The organism is Pseudoclavibacter sp. AY1H1 (genome assembly GCF_002931055.1).
In the GTDB taxonomy this organism is placed as follows: domain Bacteria; phylum Actinomycetota; class Actinomycetes; order Actinomycetales; family Microbacteriaceae; genus Pseudoclavibacter.
In genome coordinates this window covers 349,188-364,258 of sequence record NZ_PSXX01000001.1, presented here as the reverse complement: position 1 = coordinate 364,258, position 15,071 = coordinate 349,188, and the positions used below count along the sequence as shown (strand labels likewise).

Below are 15,071 nucleotides of genomic sequence, written 5' to 3'. Positions count from 1 at the left end.
CTCCTAGACGACCATCAGGCCCCGCGATTCGTACGGGGACGGGCCTTGCTCTTCGACTTCGGGCAGGTTTTCGAGCCCATAGAGGGCGTTGCTCACGGCGACGAGCGGTGCTGCGTCGATCGGCATGGACCCGTCGCGGTCCCAGACGCGGACCTCGCCGAGCTTCTTCGTGACGGCTCCGGACGCGGCCATGTCGAGAATCGGCTGGCCGCGGTGGGCGACCTTGCGATCGCGGATGCGGTCGAGCGTGCGACCGCACGAGGAGCCGAGCGCAGTGCCCTGGATCTCGATGACGGTCAACCCGGCCTTGTTGAGCGGTTCGACGAAGTCGGATGCCCCGCATCCGCGGGCCTGGACGGCGACGAAGGTTGTCCCGTTCTGCTGGCAGAGGGCAACGACGTAGGGGACGGTCCAGAGCATTCCGGCGCGCATGGCGACGACTTCGACGTGGATGCGACCGTCGTCAGTGTCTCCGGCGATCGCTACGTAGGTCATCTGCCGGTCGGCTGATGTGTCGACGCCCACGACGAGCGGCGACGTCGACGAGACCAGGGAGCCTTCGTAGGTGACCTCTCCGGCCTCGTCGAACTCGGGACCGTCAGCTGACTTCGTCCAGGCTTCCTGATCCACGTCTGGCACGACGAGCGCGCTCACCCACTGGCACAAGACTTCCGTGCGGTAGTCACCCTCGGGCATGCTGCGCGCGTCGGAGAGGCACGTGGCGACGGTGATGCCGCCGTACCCGATCGAGGGGTTCGCTTGCAGGATTCCCTCGACGTCGTCTTTCGGGAGCCCCTCAGCGGCTGACCACTCGAAGATCCCGATCGAGATGTCGTGCTCGTTGGCGAACGCCTCGGCGGACATGATGCCCGACTCGACGTACTGCTCCCACTCGGCGATCGATTCGCGGCCGGCCTTGCGCTGCGCCTGCAGCACGACCGCGCGGGGCGTGCCGGCGTTCGAGAAGCCCCATAGCTGGCCGGACCAGAACGACTTCGTCGTCTGCGACACCGCGTTCCAGGCTTCCCAGTTCTTCTGCTCGCGCAGCTCGTCCATGATGACGCGCGCGGCGGGCTTGCCTCGGGCCTGAGCAGCCGCACGCACCTCGTAGTGCGCCTTCGACTTCAGGATGATCGACTCTTTGCCGTTGGCGTCGTAGACCTTCATCGTCGCGGCCTGCAGCGCCTCGATCACGTCGAGGTCGTCCGCGCCGGCGTCCGGGTCCGGGTCACACCACGCCTTGACGCCCGCCCACGGGCCTCGAGCGATGTCGAGGTTCTGCGCGGTGCCGACGACCTTGAACTTGATGGGCGGGACGCGGTCAGGGTGCCGGTCGGAGTCGATGAACAGCCACCATGCCGTGAGCACAGAGGCGAGCAACGTCTTGCCGTTCTGGCGGGCGACGAGCACCACCACGCGGCGGAAACGGTACGACCCGTCGGCGAGCAGCTCGAGCGCGTGGATGAGCAGCCACTTCTGCCAGGGGTAGAGGGTGACACCGAGGATCTGCGAAGCGAAGTCGATGACCTCGAAGCCGAGGCTCGTCTCGCGCGTCAGCTCCCGCAGCGGCTTGGTCCAGATGCGCGGTTCAGTCCGCCCCACCTGAACGTGCACGCTGCTTCCACTCCTCGAGGTCATTGCGCGGCTTCCCCTTCGCCCCAGCGGCCGGCGTGCTCGGCATCAGGCCGAGGAGTTGCAGGCTCCGCAGGTACGTCGGCATGCTCACGTTGTCGAGCTTCCCGCCGACGATCCAGTCGTTCGCGTCCAGGTCATCCACGCGCCTCGCCAGCGCCCGGGCCGCCTCGATGGCCGCGTGATGCTCAGGCTTCAGGTGCGTCGCGACGGCGATCGACTCCTTGAGCGCGTCGACCGCTGACTTCTTCTCGAACTCCGCCACGATCACCACACCCTCGAAGAGATCCGACAAGAACGACACCGTTGCCGAGCGATGCGGAGAGAATCGCATCCTTTTAACGCGCGCGACCCCCCTGAAAGGTCAGGAGGGAGAGGAAGCGACACCGGCATGAGTCTGCCGTCCTCCGGGTTCCCCAGAAACTTGACCGCCCCTACCCCGTGGGTTCAGGTGCGGACGAGCTCGGCGTGCGGTGACGCGGCCAGTGAGGCGTTCAGGCATGCCCACCCGTGCGGGACGCTCACCAACTGGTCGACTCCGTCGTCGAGGAAGATGATGTCTGCGCTCATGCCGCGAGTGCCTTGACCGTGTGACCGTATGCGTACCGTGCCACCACTCAGGTAGTCGACGCTCTGCTCGCCGTTCGCTCTTCGCGTCTTCGCGATGCAGTGACTGGCGTCGGGCACAGCGACAAGCTGGTCGAGAACGTCGGCGTTCTGTCTCAGCGTGCGAGTGATGACGATGATGCTCTTGCCCGACGCGGCTTCGACTGCGAGGCCGAGCGCTGCGAACCTGTTCACGGCTGCACCACGTCGAGGGTCTGCGTGCTGACGATGACCGCTGTTGCCCCCGCCGCCTTGGCCGCACGCTCGAAGTCGTCGGTGACGACTGCCTGCGACACCGACACTGGGCCGAGGATGCTCTGTCTCGTTGCGGTCTGCGGCTCGGCCTGGTCGATGACCAACACGAAGGGGGTGGTGACCCGGTCCCCCTCGACGAGGGTGGGTAGCTCGAGTACCTGGATACGTGCCATAGGGGGTGTGCTCCTCGGGTAGTGGTCCTACACCCGAACCCATACCTGGGAGGGGATGCCCAACCCCGGGCGGGGTGGCTTGTTGCCGCGCTCACGGTTGCACCCGGCGTGGCTCGCGCGGAAGTTCGCCGGGTCTGCCTGCAGCTCGGGGTGCGTGGACACCGGCCAGTAGTGGTCCAGCTGGAAGCGGTCGTCGTTCGAGTAGTCATCGAACGGTGCTGGGTAGTCGATGTTGCGCTGGCCGCACAGCCAGCACGCGGCGTCCTCCTCGGCGCACTGCGCACGGAACTCAGCCCTGAGCTCGTTGAACGCTCTTGTCTGAACGCGCACAGCACACCTCGCTCAGTCGTTGCCGAGGATGACGCACTCGTTGTCGTCTTCATCCATGCCGCACACCGCCCACCGTAGGGAAGTAGTCGCGCTCTTCTCGTGCCCGGGGCGCGTGACCGGATGCACACCCCATAGCTGAGGCTGCACGTGTTGGAAGTGTTGCCTCAGGTGGGTGGCCTTGCCGCTTACCTCGACTGCTCGGTCGACCTGAGGTCTTCTGCGGAGAGTGCACCTCACCCGGCGTCTCGAGCCAGGCTCCGCATTGATCCCCGCCCAGGACTCGAACCTGGATCGACGCGGCCAGAGCGCGCCGTGCTGCCGATTACACCAGCAGGGAAAGCAAGAAGCCCCGGGCCTGTGTTCAGGTCCGGGGCTTCAACATCGTGACTCTTCAGTCACGAATCGCACAGGTGCATCCTATACCGAAGACGCGGCGGATCGAGCATCTTCTCTCGCGCCGGTTTGCTTCAAGATGCCGTCTCGCGAAACTCCATGTGCGGCAAGTCCCCGCACTGGGAGCATTCCCGATAGAGAGTGTTCACCCCGTGTCCGCAGGTGTAATAGGCAGCGAGGTCGCGCTCCTCCTGCTCGCGCACGATGGCGGCCGCCAGCTTCCGGATGAACAATCCCATCAGACGACCTGCTTTCGTTCCGGTGACAGATTGAGAATCGAGCGCGCCGCCCGCATGTCTCGGACCTCTCGAGCCGAGCCGAGTTCCACAGCCCTCCCCCTGCCGAGCGGCTTCGACGCGAGCCCCTCGGCCAGCCAGTCCCGGATCGTCCGCTCGGCGACGTCGAGGATGCGCGCGGCGTCCTTGACCGACACCCACCGCTCCACGACCACCGTCTTCCGGCACGACTTGCACAGAGCAGTGACCAAGTCGAGATCCGCCCACACGTCACGCTCCCCGCACGTCGGGCACTCCCTCGGCTTCGCCGGCACCGGGGCGCGCTCGTCAAGGGGCCACATCGCCAACGGCCGCAGCAGGTTCGCGTCAGCGGACTCCACGAACTCCCGAGCCTCGTACTGGCCCCAGACCTTCGGGTCGCCCATGCCGATCTCGAGCACTCCCCACTGAGCCTCGATGCGATGCACCAGCGTCTTCGCCCATACGAGCAGCACGTCGCCGCCGTCCGGGGTTCCCTTCACCCCCCGAGGCCCCAGCACCTTCCCCGAGTCAGCACGACGCACCATGTGCTCCACCGACACCAACCCCGGGCGCTGCCACTTCTCGGCCAGCACCCACAGCCACGCGAACGTCGCATCGATCTGATCCATCGGAGCGATACGGCCAGGTGTCGACTGCACGTCACGAGCCACCGGCTGACCATCCTCGAAGCGACCCTTGATGACGAGATGCGCGAGGTGCTGCAGGAGGTCAGGGGCCTGCGACAGGGCGTGGCGCACCGGCGCCAGATCGACACGCTCCGGAGCACCGAACGCCCCGCCTACTTCGACTTCAGCCACCAGATACTCCCTCATCGTCACCCTGCTGCCTCGCTTGCTCTGCGAGGTCCATAGCCAGATCCAGTAGCAGCCTGGCCGCGTCTGATCTCGGCATCGGCACCCGAGACTGGGCCTCGAGATACGTCGCCTCGAACCCGTTGTCACCGATGCGAATGAGCACGCACGCCGACACCGAAGTCGGAAGCGTCAGCACCTCCGGCTCCATACCCTCAGCCACGGGACACCCCCCGAGCGGCTTCGAGAGCGGCGCGAGCATCCGCGCGCCAGATGTCGGCTCGGCTCTTGTCTTCGACGACCATCTCGGCCCACGTGTACTCGGCGGTGCCCCCAGGTTCGAGGTCGCCGTCAAACATCACGCGTGCCGCCGCCTCGACCTCCGCGTCGGTGACCTCGCGGGCCTCGGGAGTTGAGTCGCCGCCGAGCGCCTTGATCGTCCAGCACGGCCACTCATGCCACTCACGAACCACCCTGTAGTCGTCGTGCCGGTCATCCCCACCCGGCGAGAAGCAATGCGCGCACACCGCCTGCAGAGACGTCGGGCACCCCTCCGAGTGATCGCACGCGTCCTGCATGCAATCCGATTCCACGACCTCGACCTCAGTGCGATGATGCAGAGCACGCACCGCAGCCGTCCCCGGCTCCTCGCGGGCCTCGGGTTCGAGAGCGAGCACGGCGTCGGCAGAGCTCAGGTAGTCATCCCGCAGCGTCGCCCAGAGCGTGCTCTCGTGGATGCGGTCAGGCGGGCAATCCGGGTTGTCCACGAGGAACAGCGTCCGCGCTACCTGCTCCCGGTCGGGTCGCTTCGCGCGCTCGTTGGCCCTGACCTCGGCCAAACGCTCTACGGCCTCCGCGAGGTGACCGTAGCCATAGTGGCGGAGCCTTGAAGCTGCCTCCTCGATGCGCTCACCCTCCGCCTCGGTCGGCGTGTACTCCTGCTCAGCCACGACGGGCCTCCTCTCGATCGTTTTCCCCGATGTCGAGCACCGCGCACGGGCACCCACCATCGCCAGCCCAGAACGGGCACATCTCCTGCTCGCACCTAGCCACGACGGGCCTCCTCTGGCTTGTCGAGAGCGAGCTTCATGATCCGCCCACCCTTCGTGTTCCCGAGATCCGGGAGGAAGAACGGGATCATCTGACCCCGAACGATGGTCGACGGTGGATACAGGGCCGCCGCCTCGACGAGCTCGCGCAGCTCCCCGAGCGTCAGCGTCCGATCCGCGGACTCCGCCGTGATGTGCGGCATGTTGTCAACTGGCATGGTGAGCGCCTCTCTGGTTGGCGGAGTTCTGGATGGTGAGGAGGATGGCGGTCTCGGCGCCCTGCTCGGACCATCCGGCGGCGATGAGCGCTCGGCGTTGCCCGATGAGCCACTCCTGTTGCTGCATGGCCGCCTCGACCGCTATCGCGGTCCGTGTCTCGAGGACCGTTTTCAGACCCGCGACGTTGGCGGCCTCCTCGAGCTTGGCGACGCTCACAGGGCAGGTCTGCGCGTGACCGAGCAAGCGCCCGCAGTGCTGGCATTCAGTCATCGGCGTCTCCTTCGTGTGCGTCATCTGGACCCGTGCATGCCTCGGCGATGTACCCGTGCGGGCAGGTGTTCCACAGGGCGTCGTTCCGCAACGGCATCGGTGGGGCTGCCATCGGTGCGTGCGAGGCGGGAACGAGCGCGTAGTCGTCGCGCTTCTTGGACGTGAAGGCTCCGGCGATGACCTCGACGAAGTTCTCGAAGACGGCGAACGCCGTGTCGACGAGCTGCTCGAGGAGCGTGCAGAACCCGACGAGCGGATCTCCGTTGCCCTCGCGAGCGAGGAGCTGCCACGCCCGGCGCTTGCGGCGGCGGCCCGCCCGATCGTTCATGAGCGGGAAGTTCTCCGGCGTCCGCGCCAGCTGCCCGCGGCTCACGACTCCTCCTCGTTCGGGTCGATGGCCTCGACCTCGATCGGGTGGGCCAGTGTCATGCCGTCCGGGATCACGACGATCGCCTCCGGTCGCAGAGCCAGGAACGCCGCCTTGGGGATCTCGACCTGGATCTTCACCTCGACCGTCCCCGACTTCGGCTTCGCTGAGCGCCTCTGCGTCGAGTTCACGACCTTGGCGCCCACGATGTCCGACTGAACCTCCGGCACCCTCGGCGAGTAGTGGTGGAGCTCAGCCTCAAGCTGCAGGTACACCGTGGCCCGCACCGACTCGCTCATGCTGTCTTCCCTCCGTGGCGGAATCCGCGCTGAGCGTTGTACTCGAGCTTCTCCGCGATCATCGCCTCGAGGTCGATCCCCCAGGCGTCTGCTGCATCGAGTGCGCGAATGACCACGTCAGCCAGCTCGCTCGGCACCCCCTCCGGCTTCCGCGACGAACCGTCACGGTTGTAGCGCTCGTGCTCGTTGTAGGCCGAGTCCTTGGAGTGCGAGTAGTGCGTCTCGTCCGGGCGGCGACCGACGCGGATCTCCTCGATTGCTTCCGACACCTCCGTAGTGATGAGCGCGAGCCGCGTGATCTGCGCATGCGCGCGGGCCTGACTCGTCGGGAACGTCTCTACGCGCTCCCGCCACCCGTTCGCGATGTTGACTTCGCCGATGCGGACCTGAAGTTCTGAAATCGTGTTCATGCTGTTTGCTCCTGTAGTTGCTTTGCCTCCGCCATGAGGGCGGACAGCTTCTCTCTCGCGGTCGGTTCCGGCGGTGCCGCATGGCATCGGCACGTGGCCGGGTCGATGGGCTGACACGAGCCGTGCGGGCCTCGCCAGCAGCAGCGGCGACCACACGCGCCCCGCTTCGTTTCGCGCGCCTGCGGTTCCGGCGCCCACGTCGGAGTACCCATCAGAACGGGGGCTCGTCGAAGTCGTTGAACGTGGGTTGCTCGGACTGCGCTGGTCCGGCCGACGGCTGCTGGTCCGGCTGATACCAGCCCCGCTGCTGCTCGCCCTGCCCTCTCGACGTCGTGCCCGAGGTCTGCCCCTTGCCCTGACCGCTCGTCCTCGTGAGCTGCGCCGTGGCGTACCGAAGCGATGGGCCGATCTCCTCGACCTCAAGCTCCGTCGACGTGCGCTTCTCGCCCTGCTCGGTCTCGTAGCGGCGCATCTTCAGGCGGCCCTGCACGATGACCCGAGAGCCCTTCACGAGCGACGAAGCGACGTGCTCCGCGAACTCCCTCCACACCGAGCACCGGATGAACAGCGGCTCGCCGTCCTTCCACTCGTTCGCCTGGCGGTCGAACACGCGAGGCGTCGACGCGACAGTGAAGTTCGCCACCGCCAAGCCGTTCTGCGTGTAGCGCAGCTCCGGGTCGGCGGTCAGATTCCCGACGACAGTGATGATCGTGTCCCCAGCCATCAGCTGAGCTCCTTTCGGATCGCCTCGACGGTGGACACGTCTACGTGCACCCAGTCAGCGATCGTGGTGTTGTCGAAGTTCGCTCGGATGAGACGGACGATGTCGTTGCTCTGCTGCGTCGAGATCACGACTACTTCGGGACGAGGCTTGCCCTGCACCGCTGACTTCAACGCCCCGTGCACGAACCCCTCGACGGGCACACCGTCACGGAGAGCTGCCCTCTTGAGCTGAGCCAGCGCCGGACCCTCGTACAGGACGGTGAGACGCTCAGAAGGTGCCGAGATCGGCGCCATGCCAGTCATCTGCTTCCCCTTGCTCGTAGAAGGTCGTGAGTTTCTGTTCGTAGATGGCGGATCTCAGCCAGTCCTCGCGAACGATGCGGGTGTCTCTGCATGGTCCGCAGGGGGTACCGCCGGAGCCTGCCGGCATGTGCTCGTGACAGAACGCAGGCGGGGCGCTGAGCGCCAACGGCTTGTCCGGGCGGCGCACCTCGCGTCTGCGGTCCCTCTGCACGGCATCCCAGCCCGCTGCGCTCGCCTCCCGCTCGGCCCGCACCTCGGCTCTCGCCCGCTCCCTCGCGCCCTCTCTCCCCCCAGCCATGGACGTCCATGGAAACTGCCCGGGCGGGTCCGGAGTCGTGATCGTCACACCCCGCTTGTCGACCTTCAACGGCCGCGAGAGCTGCAACCACTCGAAGCCACCCGCTTCGTAGGTAGCCAGGAAGCCCGCATCGATCAGCATCACGAGGTGATCGAGCACCATGTCGGCTGCCGCCGTCCGGTCGCGCCTCGGGTAGACGCGCTCCGCGATCCACTCCGGGTCCATCGGCCCCCGCCCCAGCGGGTCCAGGTGCAACCACAGGCCGAACGCTGTCGGCTTCGCCTCGTCCGGCACCCTCTCGTACTCCGGCGACGCGAGGTCGCTCGCGTCGATCATTCGTTGCTTCGTTCTCACCTGTCTCGTTCCCTCTCGCGAATCCCTCGATGCACCTGTCGAGCGCGAACTGCAGGTCGTACTCCTCGACGGCGAAACACTCCGTGTGGCCCTTGCCGCCCTTCCCCAAGACGGGCTCGGCGTCCATGTAGTTGGCGAACGCTTTCGGGAAGCAGCGGGCCAGCACCTTCAGCGCTTCCCGCTCCCACGAAGCGTCAGTGCCTCGCTGCAGCACGATGATGTGCGCGCCCAGATCACCGAGCTCGTTGAGGCGCTGCCAGATCCACGCGCGGCCGACCTTCAGGACGCCGTGCTCCGGGAAGTAGGCGACGTACGTCATGGCGAACTTGGGAAGTCTCATGCCGCCACCGCCACAGACTCGGCCCACTCGGTCGCCACAACCTCGCGGGACACCACGACACCCTCGTACTGCCCCGACGCGGTCCGGGCCTGCTCCTCGCTCGAGCAACGCAGCACACGCACGCCCTCGACGGTGTCGACCGAGATGCCCCATTCGACGATCGAGTCAGCCACGAAACACCCCCGGGTGCACCCTGCGCTCGTGACCGCGCCCCTCGAGCAACGCCGAGAACAGCCAGAACCGCCACGCGCCCTGCAACCCGCACACGCCACACACGAACCGAGAGGCCATCGACGCGCGCATCCTTGACCAGAACCTAGCCACGGCGCACCTCCGCAGCGGTCAGCGAGTCGGCGACGGCGTCGCAGAGCTTCGCGACGGTCTCGGTGACGTTGCTCCCGGCGAACGCGTTCCCGCGGCTGGCTTGGAAGCGGATGCTCTCGGCTGCGGAGCGGTAGTAGTCCGCGTCTGCGCTGTTCTCGGTCGTTCCCGCGGGTGGGAACGGAACCGACGGCACAAGAGCGCGGATGGCCGCGTCGGCGACCTCGTCGTCGTGCTCTGCGATTCCGGCGACGAACTCGGTCTCGTTCAAGTCCCGCACGAAGACGAGGCTCACCCCTTGGTCTTCGCTCTCGGCGACCTCCTTGGCCGTCGAGAAGTCCCAAGACGTTGCGTGCTTGTACACCGACGCCACTCGATCGAACTTCTTGCTCATGCTGCCAACCCCCACTTCTCGTACTGCTCCTGGCCGTAGACGGCGTGCATCATCGCGACCGCCTCGGCCTCTGTGACTGGTCGGCGCGTGTCGTTGATGAGCACGCACCAGATGCCCTCGAGCGGGTAGAACACCGGCACAGCCGCGGCGTCCGCCCACCGGCGCACCTTCCACCCGAAGCGCAGCGCCTCGCCCTGCAGGTCCGACTCGAAGCGCATGTTGCACTCGAGGCACGCCGTGACGCACTCAAGGACGCGCGGCTGAACCTTGGATCCGCCCATGCCGACCGCCGCGCGGTGCTGGCATGTGAGCAGCTGCTCGGCGCCGCACCGGATGCACCTGTGGACGTCGCGGGCGTACATCTGCTGCCGGTCGACCTGCGAGATGGCGGCCATCAGCGCACCTCGAGGATCTTGTCGACCTTGACGAGGTCGTCCATGCCCGGCTCCCGGAACACCTTCACCGAGGCGCGGTTGACGCGGACGATGCGCTCCCACCCGCGCCACGTGCGGACGTGGGTGGCGGCTTCCAGCTGCTCCCGCGTGTACTCGACGGGCGCCGTGAGGCGTGTCTGCTCGACGCGGAACTGCGCAGCCTCGAGCTCCTGCTTCGCGAGCGTCAGCGCACGGGCCGCGGACGCCTCGGCGTCGTAGGCCGCCTCACGGCGAGCGTTCGCCCGAGCATTCGAGCGGCGGGACGTGCCGGAGAGCACACCATGGTCGAGCGGTTCGTCGAGCCCACCCGGGGTGATCGCGGACGAGCGAGCCCGTGCCGCGGCGAACGCCTGCTGCTTCGCGTCGAGATCGTGCTTGGCGTCGCGGACGCGCTTCTCTGCCTGCTCGAGGGCGTTCATCGGTGCTCCATCCGGAAGTTAGCGTTGATGCTGCGGAGCAGCTCGATGTCGGCGGCGATGGCCTTCGCCCAGTCCTTCGCGTACTCGAAGAGCAGCCAGGCCGTGTCGCGGGCGTCCAAGGCCCGCTGCACGCGCTCGTCAGCGGTCGCGAGCTCGCGCAGCTCCGAGAGGGTCGCCTTCGGGTGGTCCTCGCGGAGCGCCTTCACCTCGAGGGCGACGGCGAGCTTCAGCTCACGGTCGGCCGCCTGCAAGGCCTTGCGGTAGCCGTCGAGCTTGCCCGGCAGGCGCGAGTTCACCGAGCGGGCCTTCTGCAACGCCGCTGCGGCCTGCAGCGGCGTGGGGATGAGCGCCGCGATCTGGTTCTCGTCCATGTCGCCGAGGTTCAGCGGGACGAGCTCCATCGGAGACTCCACAACCTCGCCGTTCGCGGGGTCCACGTAGCCGGTCATCGCCGACCCCGCATGGCCTCGAGGGGAGTCGGGACGCGACGAGCCTGGGCCTCGTCAAGGGCCGCTTCGAGGGCAACACCGACTGAGCCACGCTCAGCGGGCTTCTCGAGCCCGGGCATCGTGTCGACGATTCGCTCCACGGCTTCCTTGAGGGGCGCTTCGAGTTCGGCCTTCCGGACCTTCCACGCCTTGAACTCGGCCGTCTTGACCGCACGGGCCTTCTTGGCCGCGTGGTGCACCTCGCGGAGCTCGTCGAGCGTCTGAGCGTTCGTGAGCTCGGCGACCCAGTCGCGCGGCGCCGGTTCCTCAGCAGGGGCCGCGGCACGGTCGATGTCGGGGTCGTCGCCCTCGGCGGGGTTCGGGACGATGTCGACGAGGTCGCGGAACGCGCGACGGTACACGTCGCGGCGAGCGCGAGCCCCGGCGAGCGCCATCGGGCGGCGCATCCACAGGCCGTGGTATTCGTCGTCGGCGGGGATCGCCTCCTCCCATGAGAGGAACACGACCGTCGGCTCGGTGGTGCCGGCGCGCTGCGCGGAGGCTCGGATGAACGCTGGCACCGGGCTGTCGTCGGTCTTCGCGAACACCGGCGACCACGTCGCCCCATCCTGGGAGAACTCGACCTCGGCGGTGCGGACGCACTGGCCTGAGGCGAGCACGATGCGTTCGATGTCGGCGATCGTCTCCGCTGTCTGCTGGCTCACTTCGTGCTCCTCGTGGTGGTGATGCGGAGCGACTGCGACGAGCCGAGGGTGGTGACGCCGTACTCGCGGACGAGCTCCTGCTCGAGCTCGTCTGCGCGGTCGCGGGCGGTCTTCGCGGCGGTGAGCTTCGCGTGGCGCTTCGCCTTCAGATGGTCGGGGATGGCTTCCTCGTCGAGGGTGAGGACGCGGGAGGCGGCGGTGAGCTTCACCTCGCCGAGCGGGAGGGTGATGGTCACCCCGTACTCGGAGTGCGAACGAGCCTCGAGCGCCTTCTTGAGCGCGGCGGCGGCCTTCTTGTCGCGGGACTGCGGCGCCGCGAGGCCCTGCTTCGCTTCGAGTGCCTCCTGGATGAGGTCGCCGAGCACGTCGTCGACGTCGTCGAATGCCGGGCAGTCGGCGTCACGCCATGCGATGAAGGCGTCCGCCCGCTCGCGCAGGAACTCGATGTAGTCGTCGTCGCGGTCGACCCACTTGTGGTCGAGGTCAGCGACGCCACCCTGCCCGTCGTCGCGCTTGCGCACGTACAGGGCTCGGGACTTGCCGAGTACGAACATCTGCCACTGCATCTGCGCGTAGTGGTCGGCGGGGATCGGGCCGAAGCCGTCGCCTTCCTTCAGCGACTTCACCTCGGCGACCGAGTCGTCGCCGACACCGTCTGGGGTGGCCCGGTAGTCGTCCGAGTCGGCGTGCGCCCACAGGGCCGAGTTGGCCTCGATGGTGGGGTCGATGGTCGCGGCGTGCGCGATGAGGTCGTCCTCGTCACGGTGACCGCGCTCCGTGTCAGCGTTCCCGAACCACGTCGACCCGTTGAGCATCGTGTCGAGCTGCTTCTCCCAGACGGAGCGCCCGCCGGTCGCGATCTCCTTCGCGACCGACGCGGTGACGCCGACGCCGCGCTCGTCCATCCACACCTCGCGGGGTGCATCCGCATCAACGACGATGCGGCCGGGCTTGAGTTCAGTTGTCGTTGTCATCGTCCTGCTCCTGTGGCTTGGTGTTCTCGTTCTCCGCTGCGAAGTCGCGAGCGCTGTCGATGACGTTGCGCGCGAGCGACTCGAAGGGATCACCGACGCCGAACTCCTCGAAGTCCAGCTCGTCCCGTCCGAGGCGCGTGGCCCTGGCTCGGCCGAGTGCCGCGACGACGTCGTTGACGTCTTCCTCGTCGCGGATAGGCTCGACGAACAGCGCTCTGGCCGTGGGGGTGATCTCACGGCCCTTCTCGCCGTACTTGACGGTCTGCGAACCGCAGTCGATGACCATGACAACGACGTGCCGGTCCTGTGGGCGCTTCACCAGCTGCTCTTGCAGCAGGTAGACGCCGGAGTTCTCTTCGTCGGGCATACCGCCCGCGATCTTCACGCTCATGCTGGCTCCAACTCGGTTGCGTGGTCTTCCAACCACTGCTCGATGCGCTTCTCTGCGCTGTCTTTGGTCTTGAAGTGCTCGGGGCCTTCGCCCTCGTCGTCGTACGTGATCTCGGGGACGATCCACCGCTCGATGCCGACGCGGTCGCGGCAGTACAGGCAGATCTCCGGGACGGGCTTCCGCTTCATGAGGCCTCCCGGTACGGCTCAGCGTTCTCGAGCGCCTCGACCCGCGTTCGCCCCTGCACGGAGAACGTGCGACTCACGGGCACCTCCCAGAGGTCCGGGGTCATCTCGATGGCCTGCCCGATGCGGGCGGCCCGCCAGTTCTCCTGCTCGGTTTCGTCGGTGAGTCGCTGATCGGACCAGCGGTCGTAGGAGTCGGTCACGTGCTCGTCCTTTCCGAGGGCCATCTCGGCCAGAGCGAGAGCCCGGGTGGCGCGGTCGTTGATGCGGTGCAGGGCCGCCGACATGAGGACGACGACGAAGATCAGGGCGAGGAGCTGCGCGGCGGCGTGCCACGGAGAGTCGATGTACGTCATGCGGCCACTCCCCACGTCTTCAGCGCGCGGGCGATGGCGAGCGCGCCCGCCGGCGTCACCTTCAGCGTGTGCATCAGCTCGCCCTTGAATCGCGGGGCGTCGTGGTTCGGAACCGGGGCGAAGTAGTCACGCTTCTCGGCGTAGGCGGAGTAACGGAAGATGCGGAGCTTGCGCTGCTCAGAGTCGGACCAGCGAGTCGACGACTCGACGTAGACCCACCCGTGGTTCACGAGCTCCGCGCGCAGCTGGCTCTCACTGACCCCGAGCGACTTCGCGACGTTCCGCATGAGGCGCAGATCCCCGTCGGCGACGAACGTGTCCACGTACGCGACCTTCGGCTCGTCCTCAGCAGCCCGCTCCTCGAGCTCGGCGACCCGCGCATGGCTCGCCGCGATCGTGCGCTGAGCCTCGAGCACGGCGAGCGCCATGAGCTCAGCACCGCTCGGCGGGTTCACCGCGTAGCTGCCCGTCTTCCGGATGGAGGGAAGCACCTCACTGGTGATCCAGCGGCGGAATGCGATCGCTTCGGCCTTGTCCGACCGGATGACGACGTCGTACATGCCCGCCTCGTTGACGACCGTCATGGCCTGGCGACCACCGGCCGTTTCCAGGGTGTGCTTCGAGCGCACACCCTCGTCGAGGCGAGACGCGACGCGAGCGACCGACTCGATACCGAGGACCGTGCAGAGGTCGGCGAGCACGAACCACGGCTCGCCATCGATAAGCACGGTGCGCACGGCGTGCGAGCCGTACGAGAACGGCATGAGGGCGGTAGTCTGGGTGGCGATGGATTGCGACAAGGTGTTGTCCTTTCCGTGGGCCTCGCAGTTCCAGCTGCGGGGCCTCTTTTCGTCTAGTGGTCTTGCGCTGCGAGCCATGCGTCGATCGCGCTGACCGGGTAGCGGACAAGGCGGCCGAACTTTCTAGGCTTCGGCCCCCGGCTTCCGCCGTCTTGCTTGTCGAGGTAGTGCCACTCCCGCAGGAGACCGGGACGCAGGTTGAGCAGCGCTGCTGCCTCGTCCGTGGTGAGGAACTTCTCGGCGGTTGCTGTGGTCATGACTAGACCGCCGCGAGCCGCTCGGAGGGTGGAGTGAGCAGCTCGTGGACGCGCACACCGAAGTGCTCTGCGATCACCGAAAGCTCGTCGATGGTGAACGGGGAGATGGTGAGCAGGCGTCGCTTCAGCGTTGAGTGAGCGATCCCTGTAGCCTCAGCCAAGCTCTCGATCGACTCACGCTTCTCGGCGAGCAGCGCCCGTACGGATCGAGCCGCCTTGCTGCTGGGAGATTCGTAGTTCATGTGGACTAGCGTAGTTCATATGGCATGACTTGGGGAGGGGCTCGCATAATTGGTC

General features: G+C 67.1%; 29 protein-coding genes and 1 tRNA gene. All 30 read right to left on the bottom strand.

The window, feature by feature from the left end; genetic code table 11:
* Positions 1-3: 3 nt before the first annotated feature.
* Positions 4-1,614: a hypothetical protein gene (locus tag C5E05_RS01770; RefSeq protein WP_219819481.1), complete on the bottom strand. Its 1,611-nt coding sequence runs from the start codon at positions 1,612-1,614 to the stop codon at positions 4-6.
* Positions 1,589-1,927, bottom strand: a complete 339-nt coding sequence (locus tag C5E05_RS01765) for a hypothetical protein (protein ID WP_146080994.1) — start codon at positions 1,925-1,927, stop codon at positions 1,589-1,591. Before C5E05_RS01765 ends, C5E05_RS01770 begins: the two co-directional genes overlap by 26 nt.
* Before the next feature lie 152 nt (positions 1,928-2,079).
* Positions 2,080-2,433 carry a hypothetical protein gene (locus C5E05_RS01760; protein WP_104340938.1) on the bottom strand — a complete coding sequence of 118 codons (354 nt, stop codon included), beginning with the start codon at positions 2,431-2,433 and terminating at the stop codon, positions 2,080-2,082.
* Positions 2,430-2,666: a hypothetical protein gene (locus tag C5E05_RS01755; RefSeq protein ID WP_104340937.1), complete on the bottom strand. Its 237-nt coding sequence runs from the start codon at positions 2,664-2,666 to the stop codon at positions 2,430-2,432. The genes C5E05_RS01760 and C5E05_RS01755 overlap by 4 nt, the downstream gene beginning before the upstream one ends.
* A gap of 27 nt (positions 2,667-2,693) precedes the next feature.
* Complete coding sequence (locus C5E05_RS01750; protein WP_104340936.1) at positions 2,694-2,996, bottom strand: hypothetical protein; 303 nt, start codon at positions 2,994-2,996, stop codon at positions 2,694-2,696.
* Between the two features lie 265 nt (positions 2,997-3,261).
* Positions 3,262-3,333 (bottom strand) — tRNA-Gln (locus C5E05_RS01745).
* 130 nt (positions 3,334-3,463) lie between these two features.
* Positions 3,464-3,628, bottom strand: a complete 165-nt coding sequence (locus C5E05_RS20000; protein WP_181059301.1) for a hypothetical protein — start codon at positions 3,626-3,628, stop codon at positions 3,464-3,466.
* The gene (locus C5E05_RS01740) at positions 3,628-4,464 is read right to left on the bottom strand and encodes a DNA-binding protein (RefSeq protein WP_104340935.1); all 837 of its coding nucleotides are present in this window, start codon (positions 4,462-4,464) and stop codon (positions 3,628-3,630) included. The genes C5E05_RS20000 and C5E05_RS01740 overlap by 1 nt, the downstream gene beginning before the upstream one ends.
* 209 nt (positions 4,465-4,673) lie before the next feature.
* Positions 4,674-5,408 carry a hypothetical protein gene (locus tag C5E05_RS01730; protein WP_104340933.1) on the bottom strand — a complete coding sequence of 245 codons (735 nt, stop codon included), beginning with the start codon at positions 5,406-5,408 and terminating at the stop codon, positions 4,674-4,676.
* Positions 5,409-5,503: 95 nt separating this feature from the next.
* Positions 5,504-5,725: a hypothetical protein gene (locus tag C5E05_RS01725; RefSeq protein ID WP_104340932.1), complete on the bottom strand. Its 222-nt coding sequence runs from the start codon at positions 5,723-5,725 to the stop codon at positions 5,504-5,506.
* Entirely contained in the window at positions 5,715-5,996 is a 282-nt protein-coding gene (locus C5E05_RS01720) for a hypothetical protein (RefSeq protein WP_104340931.1), read from the bottom strand. Before C5E05_RS01720 ends, C5E05_RS01725 begins: the two co-directional genes overlap by 11 nt.
* Positions 5,989-6,369 carry a hypothetical protein gene (locus C5E05_RS01715; protein ID WP_104340930.1) on the bottom strand — a complete coding sequence of 127 codons (381 nt, stop codon included), beginning with the start codon at positions 6,367-6,369 and terminating at the stop codon, positions 5,989-5,991. The genes C5E05_RS01720 and C5E05_RS01715 overlap by 8 nt, the downstream gene beginning before the upstream one ends.
* Positions 6,366-6,662 (bottom strand): hypothetical protein, encoded by a 297-nt coding sequence (locus C5E05_RS01710; protein ID WP_104340929.1) that lies wholly within the window; start codon positions 6,660-6,662, stop codon positions 6,366-6,368. Before C5E05_RS01710 ends, C5E05_RS01715 begins: the two co-directional genes overlap by 4 nt.
* Positions 6,659-7,072: a hypothetical protein gene (locus tag C5E05_RS01705; protein WP_104340928.1), complete on the bottom strand. Its 414-nt coding sequence runs from the start codon at positions 7,070-7,072 to the stop codon at positions 6,659-6,661. Before C5E05_RS01705 ends, C5E05_RS01710 begins: the two co-directional genes overlap by 4 nt.
* 211 nt (positions 7,073-7,283) lie before the next feature.
* Complete coding sequence (locus C5E05_RS01700; RefSeq protein WP_104340927.1) at positions 7,284-7,796, bottom strand: single-stranded DNA-binding protein; 513 nt, start codon at positions 7,794-7,796, stop codon at positions 7,284-7,286.
* Positions 7,796-8,098 (bottom strand): hypothetical protein, encoded by a 303-nt coding sequence (locus C5E05_RS01695; protein ID WP_146080993.1) that lies wholly within the window; start codon positions 8,096-8,098, stop codon positions 7,796-7,798. The genes C5E05_RS01700 and C5E05_RS01695 overlap by 1 nt, the downstream gene beginning before the upstream one ends.
* Complete coding sequence (locus C5E05_RS01690) at positions 8,064-8,732, bottom strand: hypothetical protein (RefSeq protein WP_104340925.1); 669 nt, start codon at positions 8,730-8,732, stop codon at positions 8,064-8,066. Before C5E05_RS01690 ends, C5E05_RS01695 begins: the two co-directional genes overlap by 35 nt.
* 354 nt (positions 8,733-9,086) lie before the next feature.
* Entirely contained in the window at positions 9,087-9,263 is a 177-nt protein-coding gene (locus tag C5E05_RS19995; RefSeq protein ID WP_181059299.1) for a hypothetical protein, read from the bottom strand.
* 143 nt (positions 9,264-9,406) lie between these two features.
* Positions 9,407-9,805, bottom strand: coding sequence for a hypothetical protein (locus C5E05_RS01685; protein WP_104340924.1), 399 nt, complete (start codon positions 9,803-9,805; stop codon positions 9,407-9,409).
* On the bottom strand, positions 9,802-10,200 hold the full coding sequence (locus C5E05_RS01680; protein ID WP_104340923.1) for a hypothetical protein: 399 nt from the start codon (positions 10,198-10,200) through the stop codon (positions 9,802-9,804). Before C5E05_RS01680 ends, C5E05_RS01685 begins: the two co-directional genes overlap by 4 nt.
* Positions 10,200-10,658, bottom strand: a complete 459-nt coding sequence (locus tag C5E05_RS01675) for a hypothetical protein (RefSeq protein WP_104340922.1) — start codon at positions 10,656-10,658, stop codon at positions 10,200-10,202. The genes C5E05_RS01680 and C5E05_RS01675 overlap by 1 nt, the downstream gene beginning before the upstream one ends.
* Complete coding sequence (locus tag C5E05_RS01670) at positions 10,655-11,107, bottom strand: hypothetical protein (protein ID WP_104340921.1); 453 nt, start codon at positions 11,105-11,107, stop codon at positions 10,655-10,657. The genes C5E05_RS01675 and C5E05_RS01670 overlap by 4 nt, the downstream gene beginning before the upstream one ends.
* On the bottom strand, positions 11,104-11,811 hold the full coding sequence (locus C5E05_RS01665; protein ID WP_104340920.1) for a hypothetical protein: 708 nt from the start codon (positions 11,809-11,811) through the stop codon (positions 11,104-11,106). The genes C5E05_RS01670 and C5E05_RS01665 overlap by 4 nt, the downstream gene beginning before the upstream one ends.
* Positions 11,808-12,785 (bottom strand): hypothetical protein, encoded by a 978-nt coding sequence (locus tag C5E05_RS01660; RefSeq protein ID WP_104340919.1) that lies wholly within the window; start codon positions 12,783-12,785, stop codon positions 11,808-11,810. Before C5E05_RS01660 ends, C5E05_RS01665 begins: the two co-directional genes overlap by 4 nt.
* Positions 12,769-13,176: a hypothetical protein gene (locus C5E05_RS01655; protein ID WP_104340918.1), complete on the bottom strand. Its 408-nt coding sequence runs from the start codon at positions 13,174-13,176 to the stop codon at positions 12,769-12,771. Before C5E05_RS01655 ends, C5E05_RS01660 begins: the two co-directional genes overlap by 17 nt.
* The gene (locus C5E05_RS01650; RefSeq protein WP_104340917.1) at positions 13,173-13,364 is read right to left on the bottom strand and encodes a hypothetical protein; all 192 of its coding nucleotides are present in this window, start codon (positions 13,362-13,364) and stop codon (positions 13,173-13,175) included. The genes C5E05_RS01655 and C5E05_RS01650 overlap by 4 nt, the downstream gene beginning before the upstream one ends.
* The gene (locus C5E05_RS01645; RefSeq protein WP_104340916.1) at positions 13,361-13,717 is read right to left on the bottom strand and encodes a hypothetical protein; all 357 of its coding nucleotides are present in this window, start codon (positions 13,715-13,717) and stop codon (positions 13,361-13,363) included. The genes C5E05_RS01650 and C5E05_RS01645 overlap by 4 nt, the downstream gene beginning before the upstream one ends.
* Positions 13,714-14,517, bottom strand: a complete 804-nt coding sequence (locus tag C5E05_RS01640) for a BRO family protein (protein WP_181059297.1) — start codon at positions 14,515-14,517, stop codon at positions 13,714-13,716. The genes C5E05_RS01645 and C5E05_RS01640 overlap by 4 nt, the downstream gene beginning before the upstream one ends.
* Positions 14,518-14,570: 53 nt before the next feature.
* Entirely contained in the window at positions 14,571-14,774 is a 204-nt protein-coding gene (locus C5E05_RS01635; RefSeq protein ID WP_104340914.1) for an AlpA family transcriptional regulator, read from the bottom strand.
* A gap of 2 nt (positions 14,775-14,776) precedes the next feature.
* Entirely contained in the window at positions 14,777-15,016 is a 240-nt protein-coding gene (locus C5E05_RS01630; protein ID WP_104340913.1) for a helix-turn-helix transcriptional regulator, read from the bottom strand.
* Positions 15,017-15,071: the final 55 nt, after the last annotated feature.